At 70.7% G+C, this 24,388-nt stretch carries 22 protein-coding genes; 4 read left to right on the top strand and 18 right to left on the bottom strand.

Features of this window, described 5'->3' with window-relative positions; all coding sequences use genetic code 11:
• Positions 1-8 precede the first annotated feature (8 nt).
• Both hutU and AC0QSG_RS00960 read right to left on the bottom strand, forming a co-directional pair.
• Positions 9-1,697 carry a urocanate hydratase gene (gene hutU, locus AC0QSG_RS00965; protein ID WP_435725807.1) on the bottom strand — a complete coding sequence of 563 codons (1,689 nt, stop codon included), beginning with the start codon at positions 1,695-1,697 and terminating at the stop codon, positions 9-11.
• 66 nt (positions 1,698-1,763) lie between these two features.
• Positions 1,764-2,423 (bottom strand): IclR family transcriptional regulator, encoded by a 660-nt coding sequence (locus AC0QSG_RS00960; protein WP_475376362.1) that lies wholly within the window; start codon positions 2,421-2,423, stop codon positions 1,764-1,766.
• Positions 2,424-2,575: 152 nt separating this feature from the next.
• On the opposite strand from AC0QSG_RS00960, the gene hutH reads away from it, so the two are divergent.
• Genes hutH through AC0QSG_RS00945 form a run of 3 tightly spaced genes read left to right on the top strand, consistent with a single transcriptional unit; the run spans position 2,576 to position 5,480 of the window.
• Positions 2,576-4,159 carry a histidine ammonia-lyase gene (gene hutH / locus AC0QSG_RS00955; RefSeq protein WP_475376361.1) on the top strand — a complete coding sequence of 528 codons (1,584 nt, stop codon included), beginning with the start codon at positions 2,576-2,578 and terminating at the stop codon, positions 4,157-4,159.
• Between the two features lie 44 nt (positions 4,160-4,203).
• Entirely contained in the window at positions 4,204-4,791 is a 588-nt protein-coding gene (locus AC0QSG_RS00950; protein ID WP_435725804.1) for a HutD/Ves family protein, read from the top strand.
• Entirely contained in the window at positions 4,788-5,480 is a 693-nt protein-coding gene (locus AC0QSG_RS00945; RefSeq protein ID WP_475376360.1) for a LysE family translocator, read from the top strand. Before AC0QSG_RS00950 ends, AC0QSG_RS00945 begins: the two co-directional genes overlap by 4 nt.
• Here the strand turns inward: AC0QSG_RS00945 and AC0QSG_RS00940 are convergent.
• Genes AC0QSG_RS00940 through tdh form a run of 3 tightly spaced genes read right to left on the bottom strand, consistent with a single transcriptional unit; the run spans position 5,477 to position 8,900 of the window.
• Complete coding sequence (locus AC0QSG_RS00940) at positions 5,477-6,583, bottom strand: NAD(P)/FAD-dependent oxidoreductase (protein ID WP_475376359.1); 1,107 nt, start codon at positions 6,581-6,583, stop codon at positions 5,477-5,479. The two genes, AC0QSG_RS00945 and AC0QSG_RS00940, sit on opposite strands and share 4 nt — an antisense overlap.
• A 52-nt stretch (positions 6,584-6,635) precedes the next feature.
• Positions 6,636-7,835 (bottom strand): glycine C-acetyltransferase, encoded by a 1,200-nt coding sequence (locus tag AC0QSG_RS00935; RefSeq protein WP_475376358.1) that lies wholly within the window; start codon positions 7,833-7,835, stop codon positions 6,636-6,638.
• 18 nt (positions 7,836-7,853) lie between these two features.
• On the bottom strand, positions 7,854-8,900 hold the full coding sequence (tdh, locus tag AC0QSG_RS00930) for an L-threonine 3-dehydrogenase (protein ID WP_435726215.1): 1,047 nt from the start codon (positions 8,898-8,900) through the stop codon (positions 7,854-7,856).
• A 73-nt stretch (positions 8,901-8,973) separates the two neighbouring features.
• Between tdh and AC0QSG_RS00925 the strand changes: the two genes are divergently transcribed.
• A complete protein-coding gene (locus AC0QSG_RS00925) occupies positions 8,974-9,888 on the top strand; it encodes a LysR family transcriptional regulator (RefSeq protein ID WP_475376357.1) in 915 nt (304 codons plus the stop codon).
• Between the two features lie 9 nt (positions 9,889-9,897).
• On the opposite strand, the gene AC0QSG_RS00920 is transcribed toward AC0QSG_RS00925, so the two are convergent.
• The 13 genes from AC0QSG_RS00920 to AC0QSG_RS00860 all read right to left on the bottom strand — a co-directional run bounded on the left by AC0QSG_RS00920 (position 9,898) and on the right by AC0QSG_RS00860 (position 24,387).
• Positions 9,898-10,674: a type 1 glutamine amidotransferase domain-containing protein gene (locus AC0QSG_RS00920; protein WP_475376356.1), complete on the bottom strand. Its 777-nt coding sequence runs from the start codon at positions 10,672-10,674 to the stop codon at positions 9,898-9,900.
• 9 nt (positions 10,675-10,683) lie between these two features.
• Positions 10,684-11,610 (bottom strand): aminoglycoside phosphotransferase family protein, encoded by a 927-nt coding sequence (locus tag AC0QSG_RS00915; protein WP_475376355.1) that lies wholly within the window; start codon positions 11,608-11,610, stop codon positions 10,684-10,686.
• A 106-nt stretch (positions 11,611-11,716) separates the two neighbouring features.
• Positions 11,717-13,231 (bottom strand): Asp-tRNA(Asn)/Glu-tRNA(Gln) amidotransferase subunit GatB, encoded by a 1,515-nt coding sequence (gene gatB / locus AC0QSG_RS00910; protein ID WP_435725797.1) that lies wholly within the window; start codon positions 13,229-13,231, stop codon positions 11,717-11,719.
• Position 13,232: 1 nt separating this feature from the next.
• A complete protein-coding gene (gene gatA / locus AC0QSG_RS00905) occupies positions 13,233-14,780 on the bottom strand; it encodes an Asp-tRNA(Asn)/Glu-tRNA(Gln) amidotransferase subunit GatA (RefSeq protein ID WP_475376354.1) in 1,548 nt (515 codons plus the stop codon).
• 4 nt (positions 14,781-14,784) lie between these two features.
• Positions 14,785-15,081, bottom strand: coding sequence for an Asp-tRNA(Asn)/Glu-tRNA(Gln) amidotransferase subunit GatC (gatC, locus tag AC0QSG_RS00900; RefSeq protein ID WP_435725795.1), 297 nt, complete (start codon positions 15,079-15,081; stop codon positions 14,785-14,787).
• A gap of 41 nt (positions 15,082-15,122) precedes the next feature.
• Positions 15,123-15,623, bottom strand: a complete 501-nt coding sequence (locus AC0QSG_RS00895) for a GNAT family N-acetyltransferase (protein WP_475376353.1) — start codon at positions 15,621-15,623, stop codon at positions 15,123-15,125.
• Positions 15,620-16,438: an inositol monophosphatase family protein gene (locus AC0QSG_RS00890; protein ID WP_475377349.1), complete on the bottom strand. Its 819-nt coding sequence runs from the start codon at positions 16,436-16,438 to the stop codon at positions 15,620-15,622. The genes AC0QSG_RS00895 and AC0QSG_RS00890 overlap by 4 nt, the downstream gene beginning before the upstream one ends.
• A gap of 2 nt (positions 16,439-16,440) precedes the next feature.
• The gene (gene ligA, locus AC0QSG_RS00885) at positions 16,441-18,723 is read right to left on the bottom strand and encodes an NAD-dependent DNA ligase LigA (RefSeq protein ID WP_475376352.1); all 2,283 of its coding nucleotides are present in this window, start codon (positions 18,721-18,723) and stop codon (positions 16,441-16,443) included.
• A 39-nt stretch (positions 18,724-18,762) separates the two neighbouring features.
• The gene (locus AC0QSG_RS00880; protein ID WP_435725792.1) at positions 18,763-19,464 is read right to left on the bottom strand and encodes a hypothetical protein; all 702 of its coding nucleotides are present in this window, start codon (positions 19,462-19,464) and stop codon (positions 18,763-18,765) included.
• Positions 19,465-19,530: 66 nt separating this feature from the next.
• Positions 19,531-21,111, bottom strand: coding sequence for a serine/threonine-protein kinase (locus AC0QSG_RS00875; protein WP_475376351.1), 1,581 nt, complete (start codon positions 21,109-21,111; stop codon positions 19,531-19,533).
• Entirely contained in the window at positions 21,108-22,514 is a 1,407-nt protein-coding gene (locus AC0QSG_RS00870; protein ID WP_475376350.1) for an FHA domain-containing protein, read from the bottom strand. Before AC0QSG_RS00870 ends, AC0QSG_RS00875 begins: the two co-directional genes overlap by 4 nt.
• Entirely contained in the window at positions 22,511-23,344 is an 834-nt protein-coding gene (locus tag AC0QSG_RS00865) for a PP2C family protein-serine/threonine phosphatase (RefSeq protein WP_435725789.1), read from the bottom strand. Before AC0QSG_RS00865 ends, AC0QSG_RS00870 begins: the two co-directional genes overlap by 4 nt.
• Positions 23,341-24,387 (bottom strand): RDD family protein, encoded by a 1,047-nt coding sequence (locus AC0QSG_RS00860; protein ID WP_475376349.1) that lies wholly within the window; start codon positions 24,385-24,387, stop codon positions 23,341-23,343. The genes AC0QSG_RS00865 and AC0QSG_RS00860 overlap by 4 nt, the downstream gene beginning before the upstream one ends.
• Position 24,388 lies beyond the last annotated feature (1 nt).

Genomic DNA, 24,388 nt, shown 5'->3' with positions numbered 1-24,388 from the left:
GCCCCTCCCTAATTCGCCATCGGGACGCGGACGCCCCGCTCGGCGGCGACCTCGATCGCGCGTTCGTAGCCGGCGTCGACGTGCCGGATGACACCCATGCCGGGATCGTTGGTCAACAGCGCCTCCAGCTTGGCTGCGGCGAGTTCGGTGCCGTCGGCGACCGAGACCTGTCCGGCGTGGATGGAGCGGCCGATGCCGACACCGCCTCCGTGGTGGATGGAGACCCAGGTGGCTCCGGAGGACGCGGCCGTCAGGGCGTTGAGCAGGGGCCAGTCGGCGATGGCGTCCGAGCCGTCCTTCATGGCCTCGGTTTCGCGGTAGGGGGACGCCACGGAGCCGGAATCGAGGTGGTCGCGGCCGATCACGATCGGCGCGGAGACCTTGCCCTCGGCGACGAGGCGGTTGAACAGCAGCCCGGCCTTGGCGCGGTCGCCGTAGCCGAGCCAGCAGATGCGCGCGGGCAGGCCCTCGAACTCGACGTGCTCGGCCGCGGCGTCCAGCCAGCGGTGGAGGTGCGCGTTCTCCGGGAAGAGCTCCTTGAGCGCCTCGTCGGTGACGCGGATGTCCTCGGGATCCCCGGAGAGCGCGACCCAGCGGAACGGGCCGAGGCCCTCGCAGAAGAGCGGGCGGATGTACGCCGGGACGAAGCCGGGGAACTCGAAGGCACGCTCGTAGCCGCCCTGGCGGGCCTCGTCGCGGATCGAGTTGCCGTAGTCGAAGACCTCGGCACCGGCATCCTGGAAGCCGACCATTGCCTCGACGTGCGCGGCCATCGACTGCTGGGCCTTCTTGGTGAAGCCGATGGCGTCCGCCTTCGCCTCCGCGTCCCACGCCTCGACCGTGTATTCGACGGGCAGGTAGCTCAGCGGGTCGTGGGCGCTGGTCTGGTCGGTGACGATGTCGATCGCGATCTCGCCGGCCAGCTGGCGGCGGAGGAGCTCGGGGAAGACCTCGGCGGCGTTTCCGACGTAGCCGACGGAGAGGGCGCGGCGCTCGCTCTTGGCGGTCAGGACCTTCCCCAGCGCGGAGTCGAGGTCCGTGTCGACGTCGTCGAGGTAGCGCTTTCCGAGCCGACGGCGGAGCCGGTCCTCGGAGACGTCGACGATCAGGCACGCGCCGCCGTTCAGGGTGACCGCCAGCGGCTGGGCGCCGCCCATTCCGCCGCAGCCGCCGGTGAGCGTCAGCGTGCCGGCGAGCGTGCCGCCGTCGTCCGCGTAGAGCTTCCGCCCGATGGCGGCGAACGTCTCGTAGGTTCCCTGCAGGATGCCTTGGGTGCCGATGTAGATCCAGGACCCGGCGGTCATCTGGCCGTACATCATCAGGCCCTCGGCCTCGAGCTTGCGGAACGCGGGCCAGTTGGCCCAGTCCCCCACGAGGTTGGAGTTGGCGATCAGGACACGCGGCGCCCACTTGTTCGTGGTGAACACGCCGACCGGCTTGCCGGACTGGACCAGCAGCGTCTCGTTGTCCTCGAGGCTCTCCAGCGTGCGCGTGATCGCGTCGTACGCCTCCCAGGAGCGGGCGGCGCGGCCCGTGCCGCCGTAGACCACGAGGTCCTCGGGGCGCTCGGCGACCTCTGGGTCGAGGTTGTTCATCAGCATGCGCAGCGGCGCCTCGGTCTGCCACGACTTGGCGGTCAGGGTGGTGCCGCGCGCGGCCCGGATGACGCGGGACGGATCGTGCTGGGTGAAGCTCATGGGACTCTGCCTTTCGTGGGCCGCGGCGCGGGGAACGCCGGCGAAGTGGTCGGTGGAATGGGTGGGTCAGGGTGAGGCGAAAAGGGATGCCGCTCTCGAGGCGACCATCGCCCCGAGCCGCGCGGCCGTGCTTTCGTCGGTTCGGTAGCTGGGCGCCACTATGCTCAGCGCCGCCACGACCCGGCTGCCGGCCATCACCGGGGCGGCAACCGCGGTGATGTCTGATTCGACGGCGTTGGCAACGGCGGTGAACGTCCCCGCCTGGACGCGGCCCAACAGGGCCGCTCCGGCCGCGCTGCCCTCGAGCGGGAACGTGCGTCCCACCCAGTTCACGTGGCGAACGGTGTGGGTGCCCTCCTCGATGGCCAAGTACAGGCCGTCGCCGTTGTCGGCCGCGACACTCAGGTAGGCCGACTCGCCGCTTTCGGCCACGAGAGCGGCGAGCGTGCGCCGCGACGTCGCGACCAACGACTCGTGGCTGAGCGCCTCGACGCCGAGCTGCACCATCCGGTAGCCCGGGCGGTACAGGCCGTCGTCGCGCCGCGTGGCAAAACCGTTGGCCTCCAGCGTGCGCAAAAGACGCAGCGCGGTGGACGGTGACAGATCCATTTCCTTGGCCGCGTCGGCGAGCTTGACGCCGTCGTGTTCGCAGACGACGCGCAACAGGCCGAGCACGCGGTCCGCGCTGCGGGTGGTCGCGTCGGGCTTCGTTGTGACGTCCATCATGCCTCCATGGTCGAGAATATGTTGCAACCAGTAGAACATTCATTTCACCTGTCGGCAAGCATGTGCCGTTGACCAAGTGAGGCAACGTGTTGTTTCATAGGATGGTTCGTTCGTTTTATTGCTTGAAATTCCATGCCGTCCCGAAAGAGAACATGAACCCCGTCGAGTCCAGCACCCCCGCCACCGTCCTGCTCTCCCCGTCGCCACTCGCCCCCGCCGACGTCGTGGCGGTCGCCCGGCACGATGCCCGGATCGAACTTTCCCCCGAATCCCTGGACGCCATGACCCGCTCGCGCGCCGTCATCGACGACCTGGCGACGGACACCCGCCCGCACTACGGCGTGTCCACGGGCTTCGGCGCCCTGGCCACCAAGCAGATCCCGCTGGAGCTCCGCGCCCAGCTGCAGCGATCGCTGATTCGGTCGCACGCCGCATCCTCCGGCGCCGAGGTGGACCGCGAGGTGGTCCGCGGGTTGATGCTCAACCGACTCCACACCATGGCCACGGGCCGCACGGGCGTCCGCCCCGCCGTCGCGCGGGCCTACGCCAGGCTGTTGAACGCCGGGATCACGCCCGTCGTCGGCGAGTACGGATCGCTGGGATGCTCCGGCGACCTGGCGCCGTTGTCCCACTGCGCGCTGGCCGCCATGGGCGAGGGCCAGGTCCGCACCGCCGACGGTCGACTCGTGGACGCCGCCGAGGCCCTGACCGCCGCCGGGCTGGAGCCGATCGTCCTCGCGGAGAAGGAGGGCCTGGCGCTCATCAACGGAACCGACGGCATGCTCGGGATGCTGCTGATGGCCGCCGCGGACCTCCGCCGCCTCGTCACGACGGCGGATGTCTCGGCAGCCATGAGCGTGGAGGGGCTGCTCGGAACGGACGCCGTCTTCGCCGAGGACCTGCACGCGCTGCGCCCGCATCCGGGACAGATCGCCTCCGCCGCCAACATGCGGGCGACCCTGGCGGGATCGGCGCTGGTCGAGGCCCAAAAGCACGGCGACCACGCCTTCACGCGCGTCCAGGACGCCTACTCCCTGCGCTGCGCCCCGCAGGTCCACGGCGCCGTGCGCGCCACGCTGGACCACGCGGAGTCCGTCGCCGGCTACGAGCTGGCCTCGGCCATCGACAACCCCGTCGTGACCGTGGACGGCCGCGTCGAGTCCAACGGAAACTTCCACGGCGCGCCGGTGGGCTACGCGCTGGACTTCCTGGCCATCGCCGTGGCGGACCTCGCCTCCATCTCCGAGCGGCGGACGGACCGGTTCCTGGACAAGTCCCGCAGCCACGGGCTCAACGCGTTCCTCGCCGCCGATCCCGGCGTCGATTCGGGACACATGATCGCGCAGTACACGCAGGCCGGAATCGTCTCCGAGCTCAAGCGCCTCGCCGTGCCCGCCTCGGTCGACTCGATCCCGAGCTCCGCCATGCAGGAGGACCACGTGTCCATGGGATGGGCCGCCGGACTGAAGCTGCGGCGCGCCATCGACGGGCTGGAGCGCGTCCTCGCCGTCGAACTCCTCACCAGCGCCCGAGCGCTGGACATGCGCGACGGCGGCCTCGCCACCGCACAGTCCTCCCCCGTTTCGACGGCGGTGCGCACCGTCATCCGGACCGTCGCCGAGGGGCCGGGAACCGACCGTTACCTGGCCCCGGAGATCGAGGCCGTCCTCGGCCTGGTCCGATCCGGCGCGATCCTCGAGGCGGCCACCGGCGCGGCCCCGGGCCCGCTCGCGTAGGGCGGATGGCCTCGGACCGGCCCACGCGAACTAGGCTGATGGGCATGCATTCGAACGAGACTCCGCCCATCGTCCGGGCCGCAGACCTGCGGACGGAACGGTGGCGCAACGGCGGCGGCACCACACGCGAAATCGCCCGCGGCCCAAAGGGCGCCGGTGCGGACGACTGGGGCTGGCGGATCAGCCTCGCGGACGTGGACAAGGCCGGACCCTTCTCCGTTTTCCCCGGCACGGAGCGCATCCTCACCGTGGTGGAGGGCGAACTGTTGGTCCTCACCGTGGGCGGTCGCGAGCAGGGGTTGGAGAGGCACCGGCCGTTCCGGTTCGACGGCGGCGTCCCGACGTCCGCGACGCTTCCCACGGGAGGCATCCGCGATCTCAACGTCATCACGTCCGCCGGTTTCCGTGCGCACGTGGCCATCGTCGAGCTCTCCAAGAAGCGTCCCCACCCCGTCTTCGGCGGGCAGCACGCGGTCCTGCTTCAGGGCAGCGCGACGGCCGGCGGGGGCGTCGCGCTGGAACGGTACGACGCCGTCGTCGGCTCCGGGGAACGCACGCCGGAGGTTTCGGGGCGCGGAATCCTTGCCGTGGTGTCGATCGACGCGGTCGCGGGCGAGACCGCGGCACCGTGACCCTGGCATCGCTCCTCGCCTTCGCGGGGCTCGCCACGGTGCTGGCGCTCACGCCGGGTCCGGACACGTTTCTGGTGCTCCGCTATGGACTCGCCGGGGCGCGGTCCGGTTTCGCGGCGGCATTCGGCTGCCTGCTCGGCAGCATGATCTGGGCCCTCCTGGTCGGCGTCGGCGTCGCCGCGCTGCTCCAGCAGTCGGCCGAGGTGTACCAGTGGCTCAAGATCGCCGGCGGCCTCTACCTGGTGTGGCTGGGGGCCGGGTCTTTCCTGGCCGCCCGGCGCGCCGCGGCGGCGGACACGGCCGCCGCCCGGCACACGGGCACGGACGACGCGGCGAACACCCAGGCGTCCGGGACGTCCGCCGGACGCAAGGCCCAAGGCACGACGCCGGCCTTCCTCGCCGGGGTCTTGTCGTCCACGCTGAACCCGAAGATCGGGCTGTTCTTCCTGGCCTTGATGCCGCAGTTCATCCCCGCCGGATCCAACACGCTGCTGGCGGCCCTGGCGCTCGGCGCGCTCTTCGCGGGCATCGGATTGGCTTACTTCGTGGTGCTGATCCTGGTGGCTACGCGCGCCGTCGCGTGGTTGCGGCGGCCGGTGGTCAACGAATGGCTGGAACGGGTGTCGAGCGCCGTCCTGGCGGTTCTTGGCATCGGCGTGATCGCCTCCGCGGTGGCCGAGGGCGCCTAGACCGGCGGCGACACGAACCGCCGAGGTGCCAGTCCCGCGACCACCCAATCCGGAAAGGGCGCCTCGCGGCCCACTAGCTGGGCGGCGGCGAGCTCCGCCATGCCGGTGGATGTCTGGAATCCGTACCCGCCCTGTCCGGCGAGCCAGAGGAATCCCTCCACGCGCGGATCGAATCCGAGGACGGGGACGCCGTCCGCCGACTCGGTGCGCAGTCCGGTCCAGGCGCACGCGACGCCGGTGATGCCCAGCGCGGTGATCGAGTTGAGCCGGTCGACGAGCGCCGCGACATCCGCGGCGACCGGTTGCGCGTCCCCGGCCTCGGCGGGAACGGCCTCCGCCGCGGACACCAGTACCCGGTCGCCGTGGGGCCGGAAGTACCAGGTGTGGTCCGCCGAAGCGACCATGGGCGTCGCGGGATCCAGTGGACACGGGACGTCCACGTACGCGGCGGTGCGCCGCAGCGCCACCAGGCCGATCGGCCGGGCGCCGAACATCTCCGCGACCCGGTCCGCCCAGGCTCCCGCGGCGTTGACGACCCGGCGCGCGCGTACCGTGCCGCCGGAGGACGAGACCAGCCAGTCGGAGTCGTCCCGCTGCGCCGTCCGCACGCGTTCGCCGGTCAGGATCCGGGCGCCGCGGGCCACGGCCAGGGACCGGTGGTGCTCGATCAACGCGGCGGCATCCGTCCGGAGACTGGTCTCGTCGAGGCCGGCGGCCTCGAACGAACCCGCCCGTAGAACCGGCGCCAACCCAACGGCATGGGCGGGCCCGATCTCGCGCATGGTGTCTGTGCGATGGGTCCGGACGTCGGCGGCGTCGCCCACCAGCATGAACCGGCTCGGCCACACGAGCGGCACGGCCCTGGAGGAAAGGGCCGTGAGGGCGTCGATGGTGCGGTTGGTGAGCGCGCGCACGACGGGCGGCCCGTAGCTGGGTATCAGTTGCTGGGCCGATCGCCCGGATGTGTGGAACGCGAGGGTCGCCTCCGCCTCCAAAAGCACGACCGACGTCTCGGCGGCCAGTTCCGAAGCCAGCGAAAGCCCCGCGATCCCGCCGCCGACAATCAGGACATCGCATTCGAGGGTTTCCGCCGTCTCCGCCATGGCGCCAGCGTATCCCCCGGTCCGTGGAGGACCGGCGACCGCAACGCAGTCCCTAGCGCGCGGCGACGAAGGCAGCGACGCAGGCCTCGATGTCCTCGGCCGAGTGCGCCGCGGAGAGCTGGACGCGGATGCGGGCGGCCCCCCTCGGGACCACCGGGTAACTGAACGCAGTGACGAAGACGCCGCCGGCCAGCATCCTGTCTGCGACCTCGGCGGCCTTGGCCGCGTCGCCGAACATGACCGGGATGATGGCGTGCTCGCCCGAAAGGAGCTCAAAGCCCTCCTGGGACATGCGGCGGCGGAAGTGGGACGCGTTCTCGAACAGCTTCGCCCGGAGCTCGCCGGATTGCGCGACGAGATCCAGCGCCGTCAGCGTCGCCGAGACGATCGCCGGGGCCAGCGAGTTGGAGAACAAGTAGGGACGGGCCTTCTGGCGGAGCATGGCGACGATCTCGCCGCGGGCGGAGACATATCCCCCGGACGCGCCGCCGAGGGCCTTGCCGAATGTCCCGGTGAAGATGTCTACGCGGTCGGCGACGCCGGCGTGCTCGGGAGTACCGGCTCCCGTGGCGCCCATGAATCCGACGGCGTGGGAATCGTCCACCATCACCAGGGCGCCGTAGCGCTCGGCGAGGTTGCAGATGTCCGCGAGCGGGGCGAGGTAGCCGTCCATCGAGAACACGCCGTCGGTGACGATGATCTGCCGACGCGGGCCGGCGCCGTCGTTCATCAGCGCGGCGGCCCGCAGCTGGGCCTCGAGGTCCGCCATGTCCTGGTTGGCGTACCGGAACCGGTCCGCCTTGGACAGGCGGATGCCGTCGATGATCGAGGCGTGGTTCAGGGCGTCGGAGATGATGGCGTCCCCGGGACCGAACAGCGATTCGAACACGCCCCCGTTGGCGTCGAAGCAACTGGAGAACAGGATGGTGTCCTCGGTGCCGAGGAATTCCGAGACGCGCTTCTCCAGCTTCAGGTGGAGATCCTGCGTGCCGCAGATGAAGCGGACGGAGGCCATGCCGAAGCCGCGTTCGTCCATGGCGGACTTGGCTGCCGCGACGACGTCCGGATGGTCCGCGAGTCCCAGGTAGTTGTTGGCGCAGAAGTTCAGCACCGGCCGCGCCGGCTCGCCCAGCGCGCCGGCGGAAACGTGGCTGGACTGGGCCGAATCGATGTGGCGCTCGCGCTTGAAAAGCCCGGCCCGCTCCATCTCGTCCAATTCGGCGGCCAGCTGGTCCCTGAGGTTCGTGTACATGGTGTGGCGTTTTCCTTCCTAGAAGACTGACCAGTCGAGCACGACCTTGCCGCCGTTGCCGGCACGGGCGGCAGCGAATCCGGCCTCCCACTCCGTGGCGGGAAGGCGGTCGGTGACGACCGAGGCGATGCGCTCGCGCAGCTGGGTGTTGGACTGGAGCATGGCACTCATCGCGTACCAGGTCTCGAACATCTCGCGGCCGTAGATGCCCTTGAGCGTGAGCATGTGCGTGACCACCTTCCCCCAGTTGATGTCGATCGGCTGGCTCGGGAGGCCGAGCATGGCGATCTTGCCACCGTGGTTCATGTTGTCGATCATCTCCGGAAGCGCCGTCGGGTGGCCGGACATCTCCAGGCCGATGTCGAAGCCCTCGACCAGGCACAACTCCTTCTGCGCATCCGCGATGCGGGTCGTCGAAACATCGACGGCGAGGTCCACGCCCAGGCCGCGGGCGAGTTCGAGGCGAGGCGCCGAAACGTCGGTGATGACGATCTTGCGGGCACCCGCATGACGTGCGACCTCAATGGCCATGAGCCCGATCGGTCCGGCGCCGGTGATCAGCACGTCCTCGCCCACCATGGGGAAGGACAGTGCCGTGTGGACGGCGTTGCCGAACGGGTCGAAGATCGCGCCGAGCTCCGGCGTGATGGCGTCGTCGCGGTGCACCCACACGTTGGCCTCGGGGACGACGACGTATTCGGCGAAGGCCCCGTCGCGCTGCACGCCGACGGACACGGTGTCGATGCACATCTGGCGCCGGCCGGCCCGGCAGTTGCGGCACATCCCGCACACGATGTGCCCTTCCCCGGACACGCGGTCACCGACCCGGATGTGCGTCGCCAGCCCGCCGACCTCGACGACTTCGCCGTAGAACTCGTGCCCGGGGATCAGCGGCGTCCGGATCATGGCCCTCGCCGCGTCGTCGTCCGCCAGGATGTGCAGGTCGGTGCCGCAGATGCCAGTGGTCATGACCCGGATCTTGACGTCGTGGGGCCCGGCCTCGGGCTCGGGGCGGTCAACGAGTTCCAGGCCCGCGTGCGGACCGGATTTGTAGAGCGCTTTCATGGGTCCCATGTCACCATTGCGCAGAGTTTAGAACAACCACGCGTTTCTCAATGGACGATTTAGTATTACCTACATGGAAATCCATCAGTTGCAGATTCTCCGCGAGCTCGGGGATCTGGGAAGCGTGAGGGCGGTCGCCCAGGCGCTGTTCGTCACGCCGTCGGCCGTCTCCCAGCAGCTGGCGTTGCTTCAGCGCGGCGTCGACGTCCCGCTGACCCGCAAGGAAGGAAGAAACCTGGTACTGACCGACGCCGGCCGCGTCCTGGCCACGGCCGGAGCCGCCGTCATCGCCTCGATGGCCGACGCCCGTGCGGCCATCGGCGCGTTCCAGGACGACGACGAGGCCGCCGTCACCATCTCCGGTTTCCACTCGGTGGGGCAGGCGCTGTTCGCTCCCCTGCTGGGGGCGATCGCCGGCGCCGGCGCCCCCCTGCCGATGTTCTTCGACGAGGACGTGGCGCAGCAGGAATTCCCGGCGCTGACCGCGCGCTACGACCTGGTGCTGGCGCACCGCATGGACCACACGCCGCGCTGGCCCACGGACCGCGTGGCGGTTGTCCCGCTGACCCACGAGCCGCTGGACATCGCGCTGCCCGCCGGGCACCCCCTGGCCGACCGCGATGCCCTGCTTCCCCAGGACCTGACCGGCGCGGACTGGGTGGTCAGCAGGGAGGGATACTCGCCGGCGGACATCCTCGCCGCGCTGTCGGCCGTAAGCGGCAGCGCCCCGCGCGTGGTGCACCGGATCAACGACTACACCACGGTGGCGGCCCTGGTGGGGACCGGCAACGTGTTCGGCATCCTTCCCCGGTACACCGCGGCCGTCGCGGCGGGCGCAGGCGTGGTCCTGCGCCCGCTGGAGGGGATCAACAACCGGCGCCGGATCGATCTGCTGGCCCGGCCGGAAACCCTCCGGCGGCGTTCGGTCCGCCGGGTGGCAGACGCCATCGGCACGGCGATGCGCGAACTGGCCGGGGACGACGGCTGACGCGCCGGGTCAGTGCCCGGACTGGTCGGCGGCCTTCTTGGCGTCCTTCTCGGCGTCCCGCTCGGCCCGCAGCGCCTCCGACTCGCTTTGTTCCTCGGCCTTCTCCTGGTGGATGACCTCCGCGAGGAGCTTCTCCATCTCCTTCGCCACGCCGGCGGCGGACGCGGGGTTCTGGCCGGTCACCAGCCGGTCGTCCACCACGACCTTCTCCTGGAAGACGTCGGCCGACACGTGCGTAGCGCCCCGCTCCTCGAGCCGGTCCGCCAGGAAGAACGGGATGATCTTGTCCTTGCCCGCGGCCACCTCCTCGTCGTTGGTGAAGGCCGCCACCTTGCGCCCCTCGACCAGGCGGAACCCGTTGGCCAGTTCCACGTTGACCAGGCCGGCCGGTCCGTGGCACACCGCACCCACGACGCCGCCGGCGTCGTACACCCCGCCCACGAGCTTCTGCAGGCCGTCGCTGTCGGGGAAGTCCCACATGGTGCCGTGCCCGCCGACGAGGAAAACGGCGTCGTACTGGCCGGGGTCCACCACGTCGACGCGCGCCGTGTTGTAGAGGCTCGCGCGGGCGGTCTCGTCCTCGGTGAAGGCCACCTGGAGGGGATCGTCGGCGTCGACCTCGTCCCGCGGCGGCTGCCCACCGGCAATGGACGCGAAGTCCACGAAGTGGCCCGAATCCCGGAACACCTTCCACGGATGCGCGGCCTCGGCGACATTGTAGCCGGTCTTCTCGCCCGTGTCCCCCAGCTCGGAGACGCTGGTCAACACCATCAGGATCTTCTTCATGGAATGCTCCTATTCGTCGGGTTTCCCACCCCAGGGCACATCCGCCGCCTCCCGCAGGGCATGGAGCCCGACTTCGTGGAGCGGATCACCGGACGGCAGCAGGGCCATCATGGCGCCGAGGTGGACGGCCCAACCCCGGGCGCGGAGCCAGGTGTCGTCGTCGTGCAGCGGACGCCCGCTGTCCGTCACGAGCGCGGACCGGAACTCGCTTCGTCCGGCGGCCGTGAAATGGAGCCACGCCGCGGCGAGGTCGGATGCGGGGTCCCCCGCGGCGAGGTCCCCGAAGTCGACGACGGCGGCCAACCGCGGCGGCCCGTCGCCGGCGGCCAGCACCATGTTGTGCGGGTGCGGGTCCCCGTGGAGCCAGAGCGCAGGACCGGTGTGGCGCGGGGCGCCGGCCGCCTCGTCGAAGACGGTGCGCAGCGCGTCGGCGTCGGGTAGCCGGCCCACGGCGAGCCGCTCGGCGAAGGCCTCGGCACGGGTGGCGAGCGGAACGCCGCGAACGGGGTTGCGCGGCGCGTCGCCGGCGGCCGGCACGTGGAGCGCACGCAGGAAGGCCGCCAGTTGGCGCGCGTATCCGTCGCGTTCGGACGGCTCGGCCAGGGCCGCGCTGCGGCCCTCGTACCACGGCACCACGGCCCAGTGGTACGGATATCCGTGCGCGGGCCGGCCGCGCCGCACCGCGGCCGGGATGGGTAGCGGCAGCCGCGCGGCCAGGAACGGCAGCCAACGGACCTCGTTGAGCAGGAGCCGGTGTGCGGACCGCCTCCGCGGCAGCCGCACGCACAGGGCATCGCCCAGGCGGTAGACCACGTTGTCCCAACCGTTGTCCACGCGTTCCAGGTTCAGCCCGGCGAGGTCCGGGTGCTGCTCGGCCAGCAGCGCACGGACCAGCGCGTCGGTGATCGCGACGTCGGCGTCCGGCACGGAATTCATCCCCCAAACATACGCACCAACCCCGCGAAGTGGACATCACCTATCGGAATAACCGGCGGTAATGTCCACTTCGCGGGGCGGGGAGAGCGGGGGTGCTGGGGTGGCGCTAGCCCTCGATGCCGAGCTTCTCCAGCACCAGCTCGCGCACGCGGGCCGCGTCGGCCTGGCCGCGCGTGGCCTTCATGACCGGGCCGATGAGGGCGCCGATCGCCTGCAGCTTGCCGTCCTTGATCTTGTCGACCACGCCCGGCATCGCGGCCATCGCGTCGTCGATCGCGGCACCAAGCGCGGAGTCGTCGTTGACGACGGCGAGCGAGCGCTTCTCGACGATCTCCGTCGGCGTCCCCTCCCCCGCAACCACGAACTCGAGCACCTGGCGGGCGATCTTGTCGTTGATCTTCTTGGCCTCGATCAGCGCGTTGAGCTCGATGATCGTCGCCGGCGCGACGCCCAGGGCGCCCGGGTCGACGTCGGCGTTCTTGGCCAGGCGGGATATCTCGCCCATCCACCACTTGCGGGCGACGGCGGGGCTCGCACCGGCGGCGATGGTCTCCTCGATGGCGTCGAGCAGGCCGGCGTTGACGACGTCGCGGAACTCCGCGTCGGCGTAGCCCCAGTCCCCCTGCAGGCGCTTGCGGCGCACGGACGGCGGCTCGGGGAGGCGCGAGCGCAGCTCCTCGATCCATTCCGTGGTCGTCACGATCGGCACGAGGTCCGGCTCCGGGAAGTAGCGGTAGTCGTCGGCGTCGGACTTGGGCCGGCCCGACGTCGTCGTGCGCGTGTCCTCGTGCCAGTGGCGCGTCTCCTGGACGATCTTCGCCCCGGAATCCAGGACCCCGGCATGGCGCTCGATCTCGAAGCGCACGGCGTGCTCGACGGCGCGCAGCGAGTTCACGTTCTTCGTCTCGGTGCGCGTGCCGAACACGGTCGCGTCCTTGGGCATCAGCGAGACGTTGGCATCGCAGCGCACATTGCCGCGCTCCATCTTCGCGTCGGAGACGCCGAGGTTCTTCACGATCTCGCGGACCGCCGCGACGTACGCCTTCGCCAACTCGGGGGCGCGCTTGCCGGCGCCGGTGATCGGCTTCGTGACGATCTCCACCAGCGGGACGCCGGAGCGGTTGTAGTCAACCAGCGAGAAGTCCGCGCCCTGGATGCGGCCGGTCGCGCCGCCCATGTGGGTCAGCTTGCCGGCGTCCTCCTCCATGTGGGCGCGCTCGATCTCCACGCGGAAGACCTCGCCGTCGGAGAGCTCGATGTCCAGGTAGCCGTCGTACGCGATCGGGTCGTCGTACTGCGAGGTCTGGAAGTTCTTCGGGGTGTCCGGGTAGAAGTAGTTCTTCCGGGCGAAGCCGCAGGTCTCGGCGATCTTGCAGTTCAGCGCCAGGCCGATCAGGATCGCGTATTCGACGGCGGTCTTGTTGACCACCGGCAGCACGCCGGGCAGGCCCAGGCACACGGGCGTGACGTTGGTGTTCGGTTCGTCGCCGAACACGTTCGGCGCCGCGGAGAACATCTTGGTCTTGGTGCTCAGTTCGACGTGGACCTCGAAGCCCAGGACCGGGTCGTACTTGTCCAGGGCTTCGTCGAAGTCCACGAGCACATCGGTGAAAGCGGCCATGCTAGGCGGCACCTCCCAGGGTTGCGGCGGCCAGGTCGGGGACCTGGTTGATGAGCGGCCCGCCCCACGAGTCCTCGAGGAGCTTCTCCAGCGCGGCGCCGGCGCGGTACAGGCGGGCGTCCTCGCGGGCGGGAGCCAGGAACTGGATGCCCACGGGCAGGCCCTCGGACAGGCCGCCCGGGACGGAGATCCCGGGGATGCCCGCCATGTTCGCGGGGATCGTGGCGACGTCGTTGAGGTACATCGCCAGCGGGTCCTCCAGCTGGGAGCCGAGCTTGAACGCGACGGTGGGCGACGTAGGGGACACCAGCACGTCGGCGGCCTCGAACGCGGCGGCGAAGTCGCGCTGGATGAGCGTGCGCACCTTCTGCGCCGACCCGTAGTACGCGTCGTAGTATCCGGCGGACAGCGCGTAGGTGCCCAGGATGATGCGGCGCTTGACCTCGTCGCCGAAGCCGGCGGCGCGCGTCGCGCCCATCACGCGCTCGATCGTCATGGGTCCGTCGGCGGGAAGGACCCGCTTGCCGAAGCGCACGCCGTCGAACTTCGCCAGGTTGGAGGAGACCTCCGAGGGCATGATCAGGTAGTAGGCACCGAGCGCGTATTTCAGGTTCGGGCAGGAGACCTCGACGATCTCGGCGCCCGCGCCGCGCAGCAGGTCGAGCGACTCGTCGAAGCGCTGCTGGACTCCGGGCTCGTAGCCCTCGCCCTGCAGTTCCTTGACGACGCCGACGCGCACGCCGGCGAGGTCGCCCGTGAGCCCCTGCCGCGCGGCCTCGACCAGCGCGGGGACGGGCTCGTCCAGGGACGTGGAGTCCGCCGGGTCGTGGCCGCCGATGAGCTCGTGGAGGTAGGCGGAGTCCAGGACGGTCCGGGTGACGGGGCCGATTTGGTCCAGCGAGGACGCCATGGCTATGGCCCCGTACCGGGACACGCCGCCGTAGGTCGGCTTGACGCCGACGGTTCCGGTGACGGCTCCGGGCTGGCGGATTGACCCGCCGGTGTCGGTGCCGAGGGCCAAGGGCGCCTCGAACGCGGCGACGGCCGCGGCGGAGCCGCCACCGGATCCGCCGGGGATGCGGTCCAGGTCCCACGGGTTGCGCGTGGGGCCGTAGGCGGAGTGCTCGGTGGAGGAACCCATCGCGAACTCGTCCAGGTTGGTCTTGCCCAGGATCGGCAGCTTCGCGGCGCGCACCTTGGTGATGACGGTGGCGTCGTAGGGGCTCATCCAGCCCTCGAGCATCTTCGATCCCGCGGTGGTCGGTTGGCCGACCGTCACGATGAGGTCCTTCACGGCGATCGGCACGCCGGCCAGCGGGTGGAGCGCCTCGGCGTCGGCACCGCCGGCCGCGCGGATGGCGTCGACCTCGGCGGCGACGGCGAGGGCCTCCTCGGCGTTCAGGTGCAGGAAGGCGTTGACGCCGCGGTCCCCGCCGTCGACCTCGGCGATGCGGTCCAGGTGTGCCTGGACGGCCTGCACGGAGGTCACTTCGCCGGCGCGGAGCCTGTCGGCCAGTTCGACGGCGGAGAGCTTGATGATGTTGTCCATGTCTTTACTCCCCATCCAGGATGGCCGGGACCTTGAAGCGCGAGTCCGCGGAGTCCGGGGCGTTCAGCAGGGCCTGTTCGTTCGTGAGCGTGGGCCCGACGACGTCCTCGCGCATCACGTTGACCAGCGGAATCGGGTGGCTCGTGGCGGGCACGTCGTCCCCGGCGGCCTCGCTGACGCTGGCGATCGCATCGACGATGACTGCGAGATCTCCGGACATCTTGTCCAGCTCCGCGTCGGTCATTTCGATGTGGGCGAGCCGGGACAGGTGAACGACGTCCTCACGGCTGATGGCAGACATGTATCTCCCGTGTCTAGGGTGGCGATTGTTTCCCACCCAGTCTAGTCGTCGAGATCCAGGACGTAGACGACCAGACGGATGTCCGTCCCCGGCACCAGCCAGTCCCGCTTCCGGGTGTGCGCGAAACCCTCCGAGGCGTACAGCCGGCGGGGAACGCCCCAGACCTCGCCGGTGGTCAGGCTCACGGCGTGGACACCCTCGAGTGCGCGCGCGTGGGCGACGATGGCGCGGACCAGGGCCCGGCCGGCGCCCGTGCGCTGGACCCCGGGATCGACGGCGAGCATGCGGAACTCGAGTTCGCCGTCCAGGGCGATGTCGGCGTAGCGGCTGCCCCTGCGCACCAGGGTCACGGATCCGACGACGGCCCCGGCGACCTCCGCCACCCAGACGTCGGCGTGTTGGTGCCGCTCCGCGACGTCCGCGATGAAGCGCAGATACGGCGATTCCGCGTCGAAGTGGCCCGAGGCGAGGTACGCGGCCACGGTGATGCGCGCGATGTCGGGGTAGTCGTCGGGAATCGCCTGGCGGACGGTCACGCTCACGCGGGGGTCTCCAGGTCGACGAGTCGGCCGAAGTCGAAGTAGCCGGCGGCCGACCAGCCCGGCTCCGTCGTCGGACGCAGAACCGGAACGCCGGCCTCCTCCGCGATGAGCGCGGCTGCTGCCCAGTCGTGTACCTGCGTGCCGTATTCCGCGTAGGCGTCCAGCGTTCCGTCGGCCACGAGGCACAGGTCCAGCGCCGCGGACCCGAGCCGGCGGACGTTCGCGAAGCCGGGCAGCAGGTCGTTGAGGGCGGACACCTGCCGGCTTCGCCGCCCGGCGTCGTACCCGAAGCCGGTGGCGATCAGGGCGCCTTCGGCGTCCGGCACGGGTCCGGCCAGTCGTTGCGGTTCGCCGGCCGCGCCGCCGGCCCCCGTGGAGGAGAGCCAGGCTCCCTGCCCGCGCGAGGCCCAGTAGACGCGCGCCAGCGCCGGGGCGTAGACGACGCCGGCGAGCCAGTCGCGCCCCCCCGGCGCTCCGGCGTCGGGCCCGGAAACGGCGACGGACGTCGCGTAGTAGAGGATCCCGCGGACGAAGTTCGTGGTGCCGTCCAGCGGGTCGATCGACCAGCTGTATCCGCTGGGTTCCGCGGGGGTGGTGGTGCCGTATTCCTCGCCGGTGATCTCGTCGTGTGGACGTTCCGCGACGATGACGCCCCGCACGGCCTGCTCGGCGCGGCGGTCGAAGTCGGTGACCCAGTCCCCTGCCGCGCTCTTGGTGTCGGTCTCGACCCGCGCCGTGGGGCGTTCGGCGAGGACGGCGGCGCCGGCGGCCGCCGCCCGGCGCGCGACGTCGAGCAGATCGGTGGGGGTGGGCAGGTTCATTCGGGCCCTTCCTCGGGTGCGTTTTCGGGTGTGTTTTCGGCGGCGGGCGGGGCAGCTGGATCCGGCGCCGTTTGCGGCCCGTTGGCGAGCAGGTCGCGGAAGCCATCCTCGTCCAGGACCGGGACTCCGAGCGCCACGGCCTTGTCCAGCTTGGTGCCCGCGGAGTCCCCGGCCACCACGTAGGAGGTCTTCTTGGAAACGGAACCGGAGGCCTTGCCGCCGCGGACGATGATGGCTTCCTTGGCCTCGTCGCGGCTGAAGCCCTCGAGCGATCCCGTGACGACGACGGTGAGGCCCTCGAGCGTGCGCGGGGTGTCGGCGTCGACCTCGTCCGCCATCCGCACCCCGGCAGCCGCCCACCTGTCCAGGATTTCCAGGTGCCAGTCGACGTCCAGCCACTCGATGAGGGCGTCGGCGATAATCGGCCCCACGCCGTCGACGTCGGCCAGTTTGGCCCGGCCGTCCTCCTCCGCGGCAGCGGCCCGAATGGCATCCATGGTGCCGAACCTGGTGGCGAGCGCCCGGGACGCGGTGGGTCCCACGTGGCGGATGGACAGGGCAACGATGACCCGCCAGAGCGGCTGCGACTTGGCCTTCTCGAGTTCGTTGAACAGCTTGTTCGTGTTGGCGCTCGGCTTGGACGGCACCTTGGCGGTGCCCTTGGTCCAGAAGTACGGGACCAGTTCGAACTGCCCCGTGCCGACTCCCTTGGACCGCTTTTCGCGTTCGATGCGCACTCCCGCCAGCTGCTCCGGCGACAGGTCGAAGAGATCCGCCTCGGTGGCCAGGGGCCCCGGGACGGGCTCCGCCGGCGCCGTGAGAGCATGGGCCGCCTCGTAGCCCAGCGCTTCGATGTCGAAGGCCCCCCGGCCCGCCAGGTGCGCCACGCGTTCCTTGAGCTGCGACGGACAGGATCTCGCGTTGAGGCACCGGATGTCGATGTCCCCCTCCTTCGCCGGGGCCAGCGTGCTCCCGCACGAGGGGCACTCGGTGGGCATCACGAACTCGCGCAACTCGTCCTCGCGGCCCTCGCGCAGCGGTAGGACCGGCCCGACGATCTCCGGAATGACGTCCCCGGCCTTGCGCAGGACGACGACGTCCCCGATGAGGACGCCCTTCGCCTTGACGACGTCCTGGTTGTGCAGGGTGGCCATCTCGACGGTGGAACCGGCCACCTTGACCGGTTCCATCACGGCGTAGGGGGTGACGCGTCCGGTCCGTCCCACGTTCACCCGGATGTCGAGGAGCCGCGTGTGGACCTCCTCCGGCGCGTACTTGTAGGCGGCCGACCAACGCGGCACCCGCGACGTGTAGCCGAGGGCCCGCTGGATGGCGAAGGAGTCCGCCTTGATGACGATGCCGTCGATCTCATGCACGAGCGAATGGCGTCGGTCCTCGAATTCGCCGATGTAGGACAGGACGTCCTCGGGTGTTTTTACGACGCGCGCGTAGGGACTCACCGGCAGGCCCCACGTCTCCAGCAGCGCGTAGGTCTCCGATTGCGACTCCGACGCCAGGCCCTCGCGCACGCCGATGCCGTGGACGAACATGTCCAGCGGCCGTTTTGCGGTTTCCGCGGCGTTCTTCTGGCGCAGGGAGCCCGCCGCCGCGTTGCGCGGGTTCGCGAGCTGGGCCTTGCCCGCCTCCAGCAGCGATTCGTTGAAGGCGCGGAAGGCTGCCGAGGGGAAGAAGATCTCGCCCCTGATCTCCACCTCCGCCGGCCAGCCGGATCCCGCGAGCTCGGTGGGAATGGTCTTGATGGTGAGCACGTTGTGCGTGACGTCCTCGCCCGTGGTGCCGTCGCCCCGTGTGGCTGCCCGCACCAGTTTCCCGTCCCGGTAGAGCAGGTTCACGGCGAGTCCGTCGATCTTCACCTCGCAGAGCCAGCGCAGCTCCTCCGCGGACGCCCGCGTCGTGGCGTTGGCGGCGGCCCGTTCCAGCCAGGCCCGGAGCTCGTCGATGGAGAACAGGTCCTCCAGCGAGTACATCCTGCTCAGGTGGTCCACCGGCGCGAAGGCCGCGGACACCTCGCCGCCGACCGCCTGCGTCGGCGAGTCGTTGGCCACGATCTCGGGATGCAGCTGTTCGATTTCCCCGAGGCGCCGGAAGAGGGCGTCGAACTCGGCGTCCGAGACCAGCGGCTCGTCCTGGTTGTAGTAGGCGAAGCGGTAGCGGCGGACGTCGTCGGCCAGCCGTTGGTACTCGTCGCGGACGGCGTCGGACGGGACGGCCTCGGGCGGGGTGTCGCTGGGGGTGCTGGTCTCGGGCTTGTCGTTCACAGTCCTATCTTGCCCCACGGCGGAAGGTACTGCGCCCGGTTATTCGTCGGCGGGCGGGGCGGACTCCAGCAACCGGAGATCCGCCGGAGTCACCAAGTGCGATGTCACCGCATGCTCGACCAGCCGCGCCCTGCGGTTGGTCGCCAGCTTTCCCGGGCCGCCGCGCAGTCCCGCGACGCCGGCGCGGTCCAGCTTGTCGCAGACGTTGTCCAGTTTGCGGTTGAACTTGGTGAGCTGCCATCCCAGCCGTTGGGACGCCTTCGCCGACGAGGGGATCGAGCTCAGGCCCGTTCCGTCGCGCCGCAGCATCGGTTCGGCGAGTGCGACGACGAGTGCCCGCTGGGACTCCGTCAGCAGCACCGGGCCGATGGTGGTTTGGCCCTCGCCGCTGTCCGCGGTCCATTCCTGCCGGAACGCCGGGGCCGTCAGATGCACGGCGAACTCGTAGGTGGTGGGGCCGGCGGTGAAGACCACGTTCGTGTGGGCGAAGACCAGCGGCAGGCGGGCGCCGGGGGCGACCCAGGCCTGCAGGCCACCGGTCGCGTCGGTGACGGTGGCCGACAGCCGGCTGCCGACGTTGGAGAGCCACCACATGCCGTCGTACCGGGCCAGGGTCAGGAACCGCCGGTGGAGGTAGGGATTGTCGTCGACCTCGAGATCGCCCTCGCGGCCGATGGCGAAGACCTGCTCCTCGGCGACGGGGAACCACTCCCCGCAGAAATCGATGTTTATCCCGGCCACCACATCCGTCCCTCCGTCTTCTTTGCCACCCAGATTATCTACCGAATTGAACAAGGGTCCCGGCCCCTACCCGGCGGCGCAATGCCGGGCCGGCTCGGAGGCCCGCCCCGTGGAGCGCACGACCGTCACCTGAATGCACGTCGGCTGGCCCTCGGCGCGGGGGGTCTCGACGCCGGTCGCCTTGGTCTTCCGGTTCTCGCCCTGGTCCGTCGCCGTCACCGGAGCCCAGAAGTACACATCGCCGTCGTGGGGGTCCGCGTTCTCCCACGTGAACCTCACCGTTTCCCCGGCCACGGCTGTCTCGAACCCGGTCGCGGGCGCGACCGTGCCCTCCGTCCCGGCGAGCGGGTCCGATGGACCACGGGTGGGCTGCGGGCCGCCGGAACCGGCGTCGGATTCGGCGCCATCCAACACGGTGTTCGCCACCAGCGCGCCCGCCATGACGACGGCGGCGACGGAGGCGATGCCCGCCACGAGCCCGGTGGGGAACCGTTGCCCGGACACGGTCTCCCGCGGCCGCCCGACGTCGGTGGGCACGGCGGGCACCCATCCCGGTTGCGTTGCGGCACGCCCGGTGGCCGCGCGCTCGGTGGTGGACCCCTCGTCCACCGCCGGCGTTCGCATGAGGGTGTGGTCCCACGCGTCCGCGTCGGACTGCGGGGGACCGCCCTCGCCGGTCGCGGATCCGGTGTTGCCCCGCGGATCGATCGAAACGACTTGGCGCAGTCGGGTCGCGTCCCCGTCGTCGTCCGATCCCCGCTCCTCGGCGAAGCCGGCGTCGTCGAGCACCTCGAACGGCGTCACCGGCAGGCCGAGTTCGGCCTGCACTCGCTGCAGCGACAGCGCGAGTTGGTGCGCCGAGGCGAACCGCCCCGCGGGATCCTTGGACATCGCGGTCGCGAGGGTCTGCTCCAGCGCGGACGGCACGTCGGCGCGGTTCAGCGGCTGGAGCGGGGAATTCGCGATGCGGGAGATGAGCTCGCGCTGGGAGTTGTCCGCACCGGTCCGAACGAAGGGCGAGCGGCCCGCCAGCAGCGTGTAGATCGTGGCGCCGAGGGACCAGACGTCCATGCGCACGCCCTCCGGCGCGCCACCGTCGAAGGCCTCGGGCGGCGACCAGGGAATCGAGAGCCCCGCCTCGTCGTCCAGCGTGTCCGTGGTGCCGGAGATGCCGAAGTCGGTCAGCGCGGGCCGGTTGTAGTCCGTGACCAGGATGTTGGCGGGCTTGATGTCCCGGTGGACGATCCCCGCGCGGTGGGCCGTTTCGACGGCGGAGGCGACCTGGATGCCGATGGAGAGCACCTCGTCCACGCCGAGTCGCGCCCGGCGGTAGCGCACGTCGAGGCTGGGCCGCGAGCAGTACTCCATGGCCAGGTACGAGTGCCCCTCGCCCGTGACGTTCGCCTCGAAGATCGTGACGATATAGGGGTGGGAGGAGAGCTGGGCCATGAGGTTGGCCTCGGACTCGAAACGGCGCCGCGCGCCCTCGGTCTTGAGGTCGGACAGCAGGACCTTCACCGCCACCTTCCGGCGGGGCCGGTCCTGCTGGTACAGGTACACGTCGGAGAATCCACCGGTGCCCAGCAGGCTGACGTATTCGTAGCCGGCGATGGCCGGGGGTGGGGCGGGCGGGCGCTTGCCGCTCACAGGAGTCCCTCGAAGCGCAACCACACGCCGTCGCCCAGGTCGGCGATGTCGCCGTCCAGCAGCATCAGGGACTCCCCCTTCGCCAGCCGGCGCGGCGGTTGCCCGGGACGCACGAGCATGGTGCCGTTGGTGGCATTGAGGTCCGCAAGCATGACGTGCCACCCATCCAGCCGAACCTCCAGGTGGGACCGGGAGATGTCCCCGCCCGGGCTGCGCACCTGGACGAGGCGCGGCATGGTCCCGCTGGCCACGCGCGAAACCGACGGTTGGCGTCCGACGACGGCGGACCGGTCCAGCTCGACGGTCTCGCCCGTGGAAACCACCATGCGGCCCAGCGAGGGCCGCGGGGTCGGGAGCGCCTCGGACGCCAGGGGGGCGGCGCAGTGGCCGCACGAGGACGACGTCGGCGGGTTGGCGTGCCCGGACGCGCACATCCTGCCGAGTACCTTGGGCCCGCCGGCCTCGGCGGCCTTACCGGTCGCGGCGGCGGTGGCCGCGCGCCCCTTCGGCAGGTCGCCGCGCATCAGCGTGTGTCCGTCGTGGTCGCCGGCCTCGGCAGCATGGACGGCAGTCGCCGGCGCCGCGGGCTCCGGTTTCGGCGACGCCACGCGCGCCGCGGCGAGCCACGGGACCGCGTCGATCATTTCGTGCGCATCGCCCGGCGGTTCGGGCGCCGTTGGCCCCGGCGTCCTTGGCCCGGCCTCCGGGGACAGGATGGTGCTTTCCTCGTCGGCTTCGTCTGCCGTGACCATCGTGTCGTTGATGCCGGGGGCGTCCTCCACCTCGCCGTGGAACGCGGAGGTTTCCTCGGAGACGGCGGCCCGCTCGGGTGCGGGGTCCGGCACGGGCGCCAGCACGGGGTCCGGATCGGGTGCGGGTTCCGGCACGGACGCCACCTGGGGAGTAGGCGCGGACAGCGGCTCGATGACCTGCCCGTCGCAGGACGACGGAAGCTCGGCAACGATGCGCCCGAAAGGCACCACGCCCTCGACCAGGGGCAGGCCTACCGCCCCGTCGTCGGCCGATGCCCGGGCCGAGTCGTCGGTGGCGACCGTCAGCCTTTCCTGGCCCGACAGGCGGCGTTCCATCCACGTCGTCACGCCCATTCCGTTGGCGTGGGTTCCCAACTCGTGCCCGGAAGCCGAGAGGGACAGCGGTCCCCGCAGGATCACGTGGAGGTCCTCGTCCAGCGCGAGGATTCCGAACGGGGGCATTCCGGTCAGCGACAGGCCGCGGCCCGCCAGCACGGCCGAGAGCAGCGACTCCACGGAGGGATCCGATCCCAGCGCCTCCCAGAGTGCGTCGATCTCCGCGGCGGCGGTCCCCCCCGGCAACAACACCATGTGCCTGGACCTGACCAGGGCAAGCCACGGACCCGGAACGTAACGGATATCCAGGTTCACGAGCCGTCCTCCTCCGCGCGCGGCCTGGTGTGGGCGTCTTCCGCCTCCGGTCGCGGCGCCGTGTCCGCATGCCCGTCGTCGTGCACGTGCACCACGTCGACCACGATCACGGTGATGTTGTCCCTTCCGCCGGAACGGAGTGCCGCCTGGACCAGCGCGTCGACCGCGTCCTGCGGGGCCGCGTGCCGCGTCAACAAGTCCGCGACGTCGGCGTCGCCCACCTCGCCGGTGAGCCCGTCCGAGCAGACCATCAGCCGGTCGCCCGCCCGCACCGGCAACATCCAGAAGTCCGCGGCGCTGTTGTCCCCCGTCCCGAGTGCCCGGGTGATGACGTGGCGCCGGGGATGGACGAGCGCCTCCTCGGCCGTGATCTCGCCGCCGTCAACGAGTTCCTGAACCTCCGAGTGGTCGACGCTGACCTGCGCGAGGAGACCCCGGCTGAGCAGGTACGTGCGTGAATCGCCCACGTTGAACACCAGCCAGTAGGGAACGCCGCCCTCGCGGACCAGCGCGGTCCCGGAGAGGGTGGTGCCCGCCCGCGATCCGGCCGCCTGGCGGATCGCCAGGTCGGCGGCGCGCATGAGCTCCTGCAGGTCGGCGGCGCCGAGGGCACCTCCGGCGTCGTCCTGTCCCTGCGCGAGGGTACCGACGCAGATGCTGCTGGCCACCTCGCCGGCCTCGTGGCCGCCCATGCCGTCGGCGACGGCGAAGAGGTTGCGGTCCGCGAGGTACGAGTCCTCGTTCAGTGGCCTGCGCAGGCCACGGTCCGTGGCGACCCCGTATGCGAGCCGAAAGTTGCCCGCGGCGTGATCGGTCTCTGTGTGGCTCATGGGCGTTCGATCCTGAAGTGTCGTTCCCCGAAGTTCACGGTCTCGCCGAAGGCCGCGCGCTGGGAGTGGCCCGCGGCGAGCTCCCGCCGCCGGCCGTCGACCCCCGTGATGCCGGATCCATTGGTGGAGTTGCGGTCGGTCACCCACACGCCGGAGCCGTCGGCCGCCACATGCAGATGCGTCTTGGACACGGAGCGGCCCATGTCCGCGAAGTTGACCAGTTCCGCGATGTCCTCGGAACCCGACGGCGCGGGATTCCGGCCGACCAGGGCCGTCGTGGCCAGATCCAGCACCTGGCCGTCGTCGAACACCAGCCGGGCCCCCACCGTCTTTGGCCCGGTCGGACGCAATTGCGTGTAGCCGAGATCCTCTTCGGCGACCGCCGGGGCGGGAGCGTCCTGGGCCCGGTGCCCCGGAACGCTCTCTATGGGTCCCGTGCCACGGTAGTCGGCGCGCAGCGCGGGCCACTCGTGCTCTTGGCCCGTAGCGGAAAGGTCCGGGTGGCCCGGCGCGGTGGTGCCGCCGGGGGCGAACGTCGACGGACCAAAAAGCCCCCCCGTCGTGATCGGGTTCCTCCCCTGGTTGACGTCGACGACGAGCGTCTTGGCGATCCTGTCGTGCCATCCCTGTCGCTGGTGGTTCGGATCCCAGAGGTTGGACAGGACCACCACCACAGGACCCGCCAGGGGAACCACGCCAGCCACCGCGATGACCAGTCGGCGCAGGAAGACCTTGAGCCATCCCGGCGCGAATCCGTCCTCGTCCGTGGTGCGCAGGCCGAGCGCGAGGTTCCCGGGGGTCTTCCCGCTGTGCGCCTCCCAGCCCCAGACGGCGATTCCGTACGCGAGGACGACGGCGGCGAACACGAGGTAGGAGGAGGCCACGGACGCCGCGGCCGCCTCGGAGGCGCCCATCCGTGCGAGGCCGTCCCCGCTCACGGCCGCGAAGACCATTCCGGCGAGTACCACGGGAACGGCGTCAAGCAGCCACGCGCCCAGCCTCTTGCCCGCTGCGGCGTTTACCAGATTCAGCGCTGCGGCCACT

It is taken from the genome of Arthrobacter sp. LT660 (assembly GCF_056172845.1).
The sequence above is the reverse complement of the archived record's forward strand: the minus strand, read 5'-3'. Positions and strand labels throughout refer to the sequence as shown.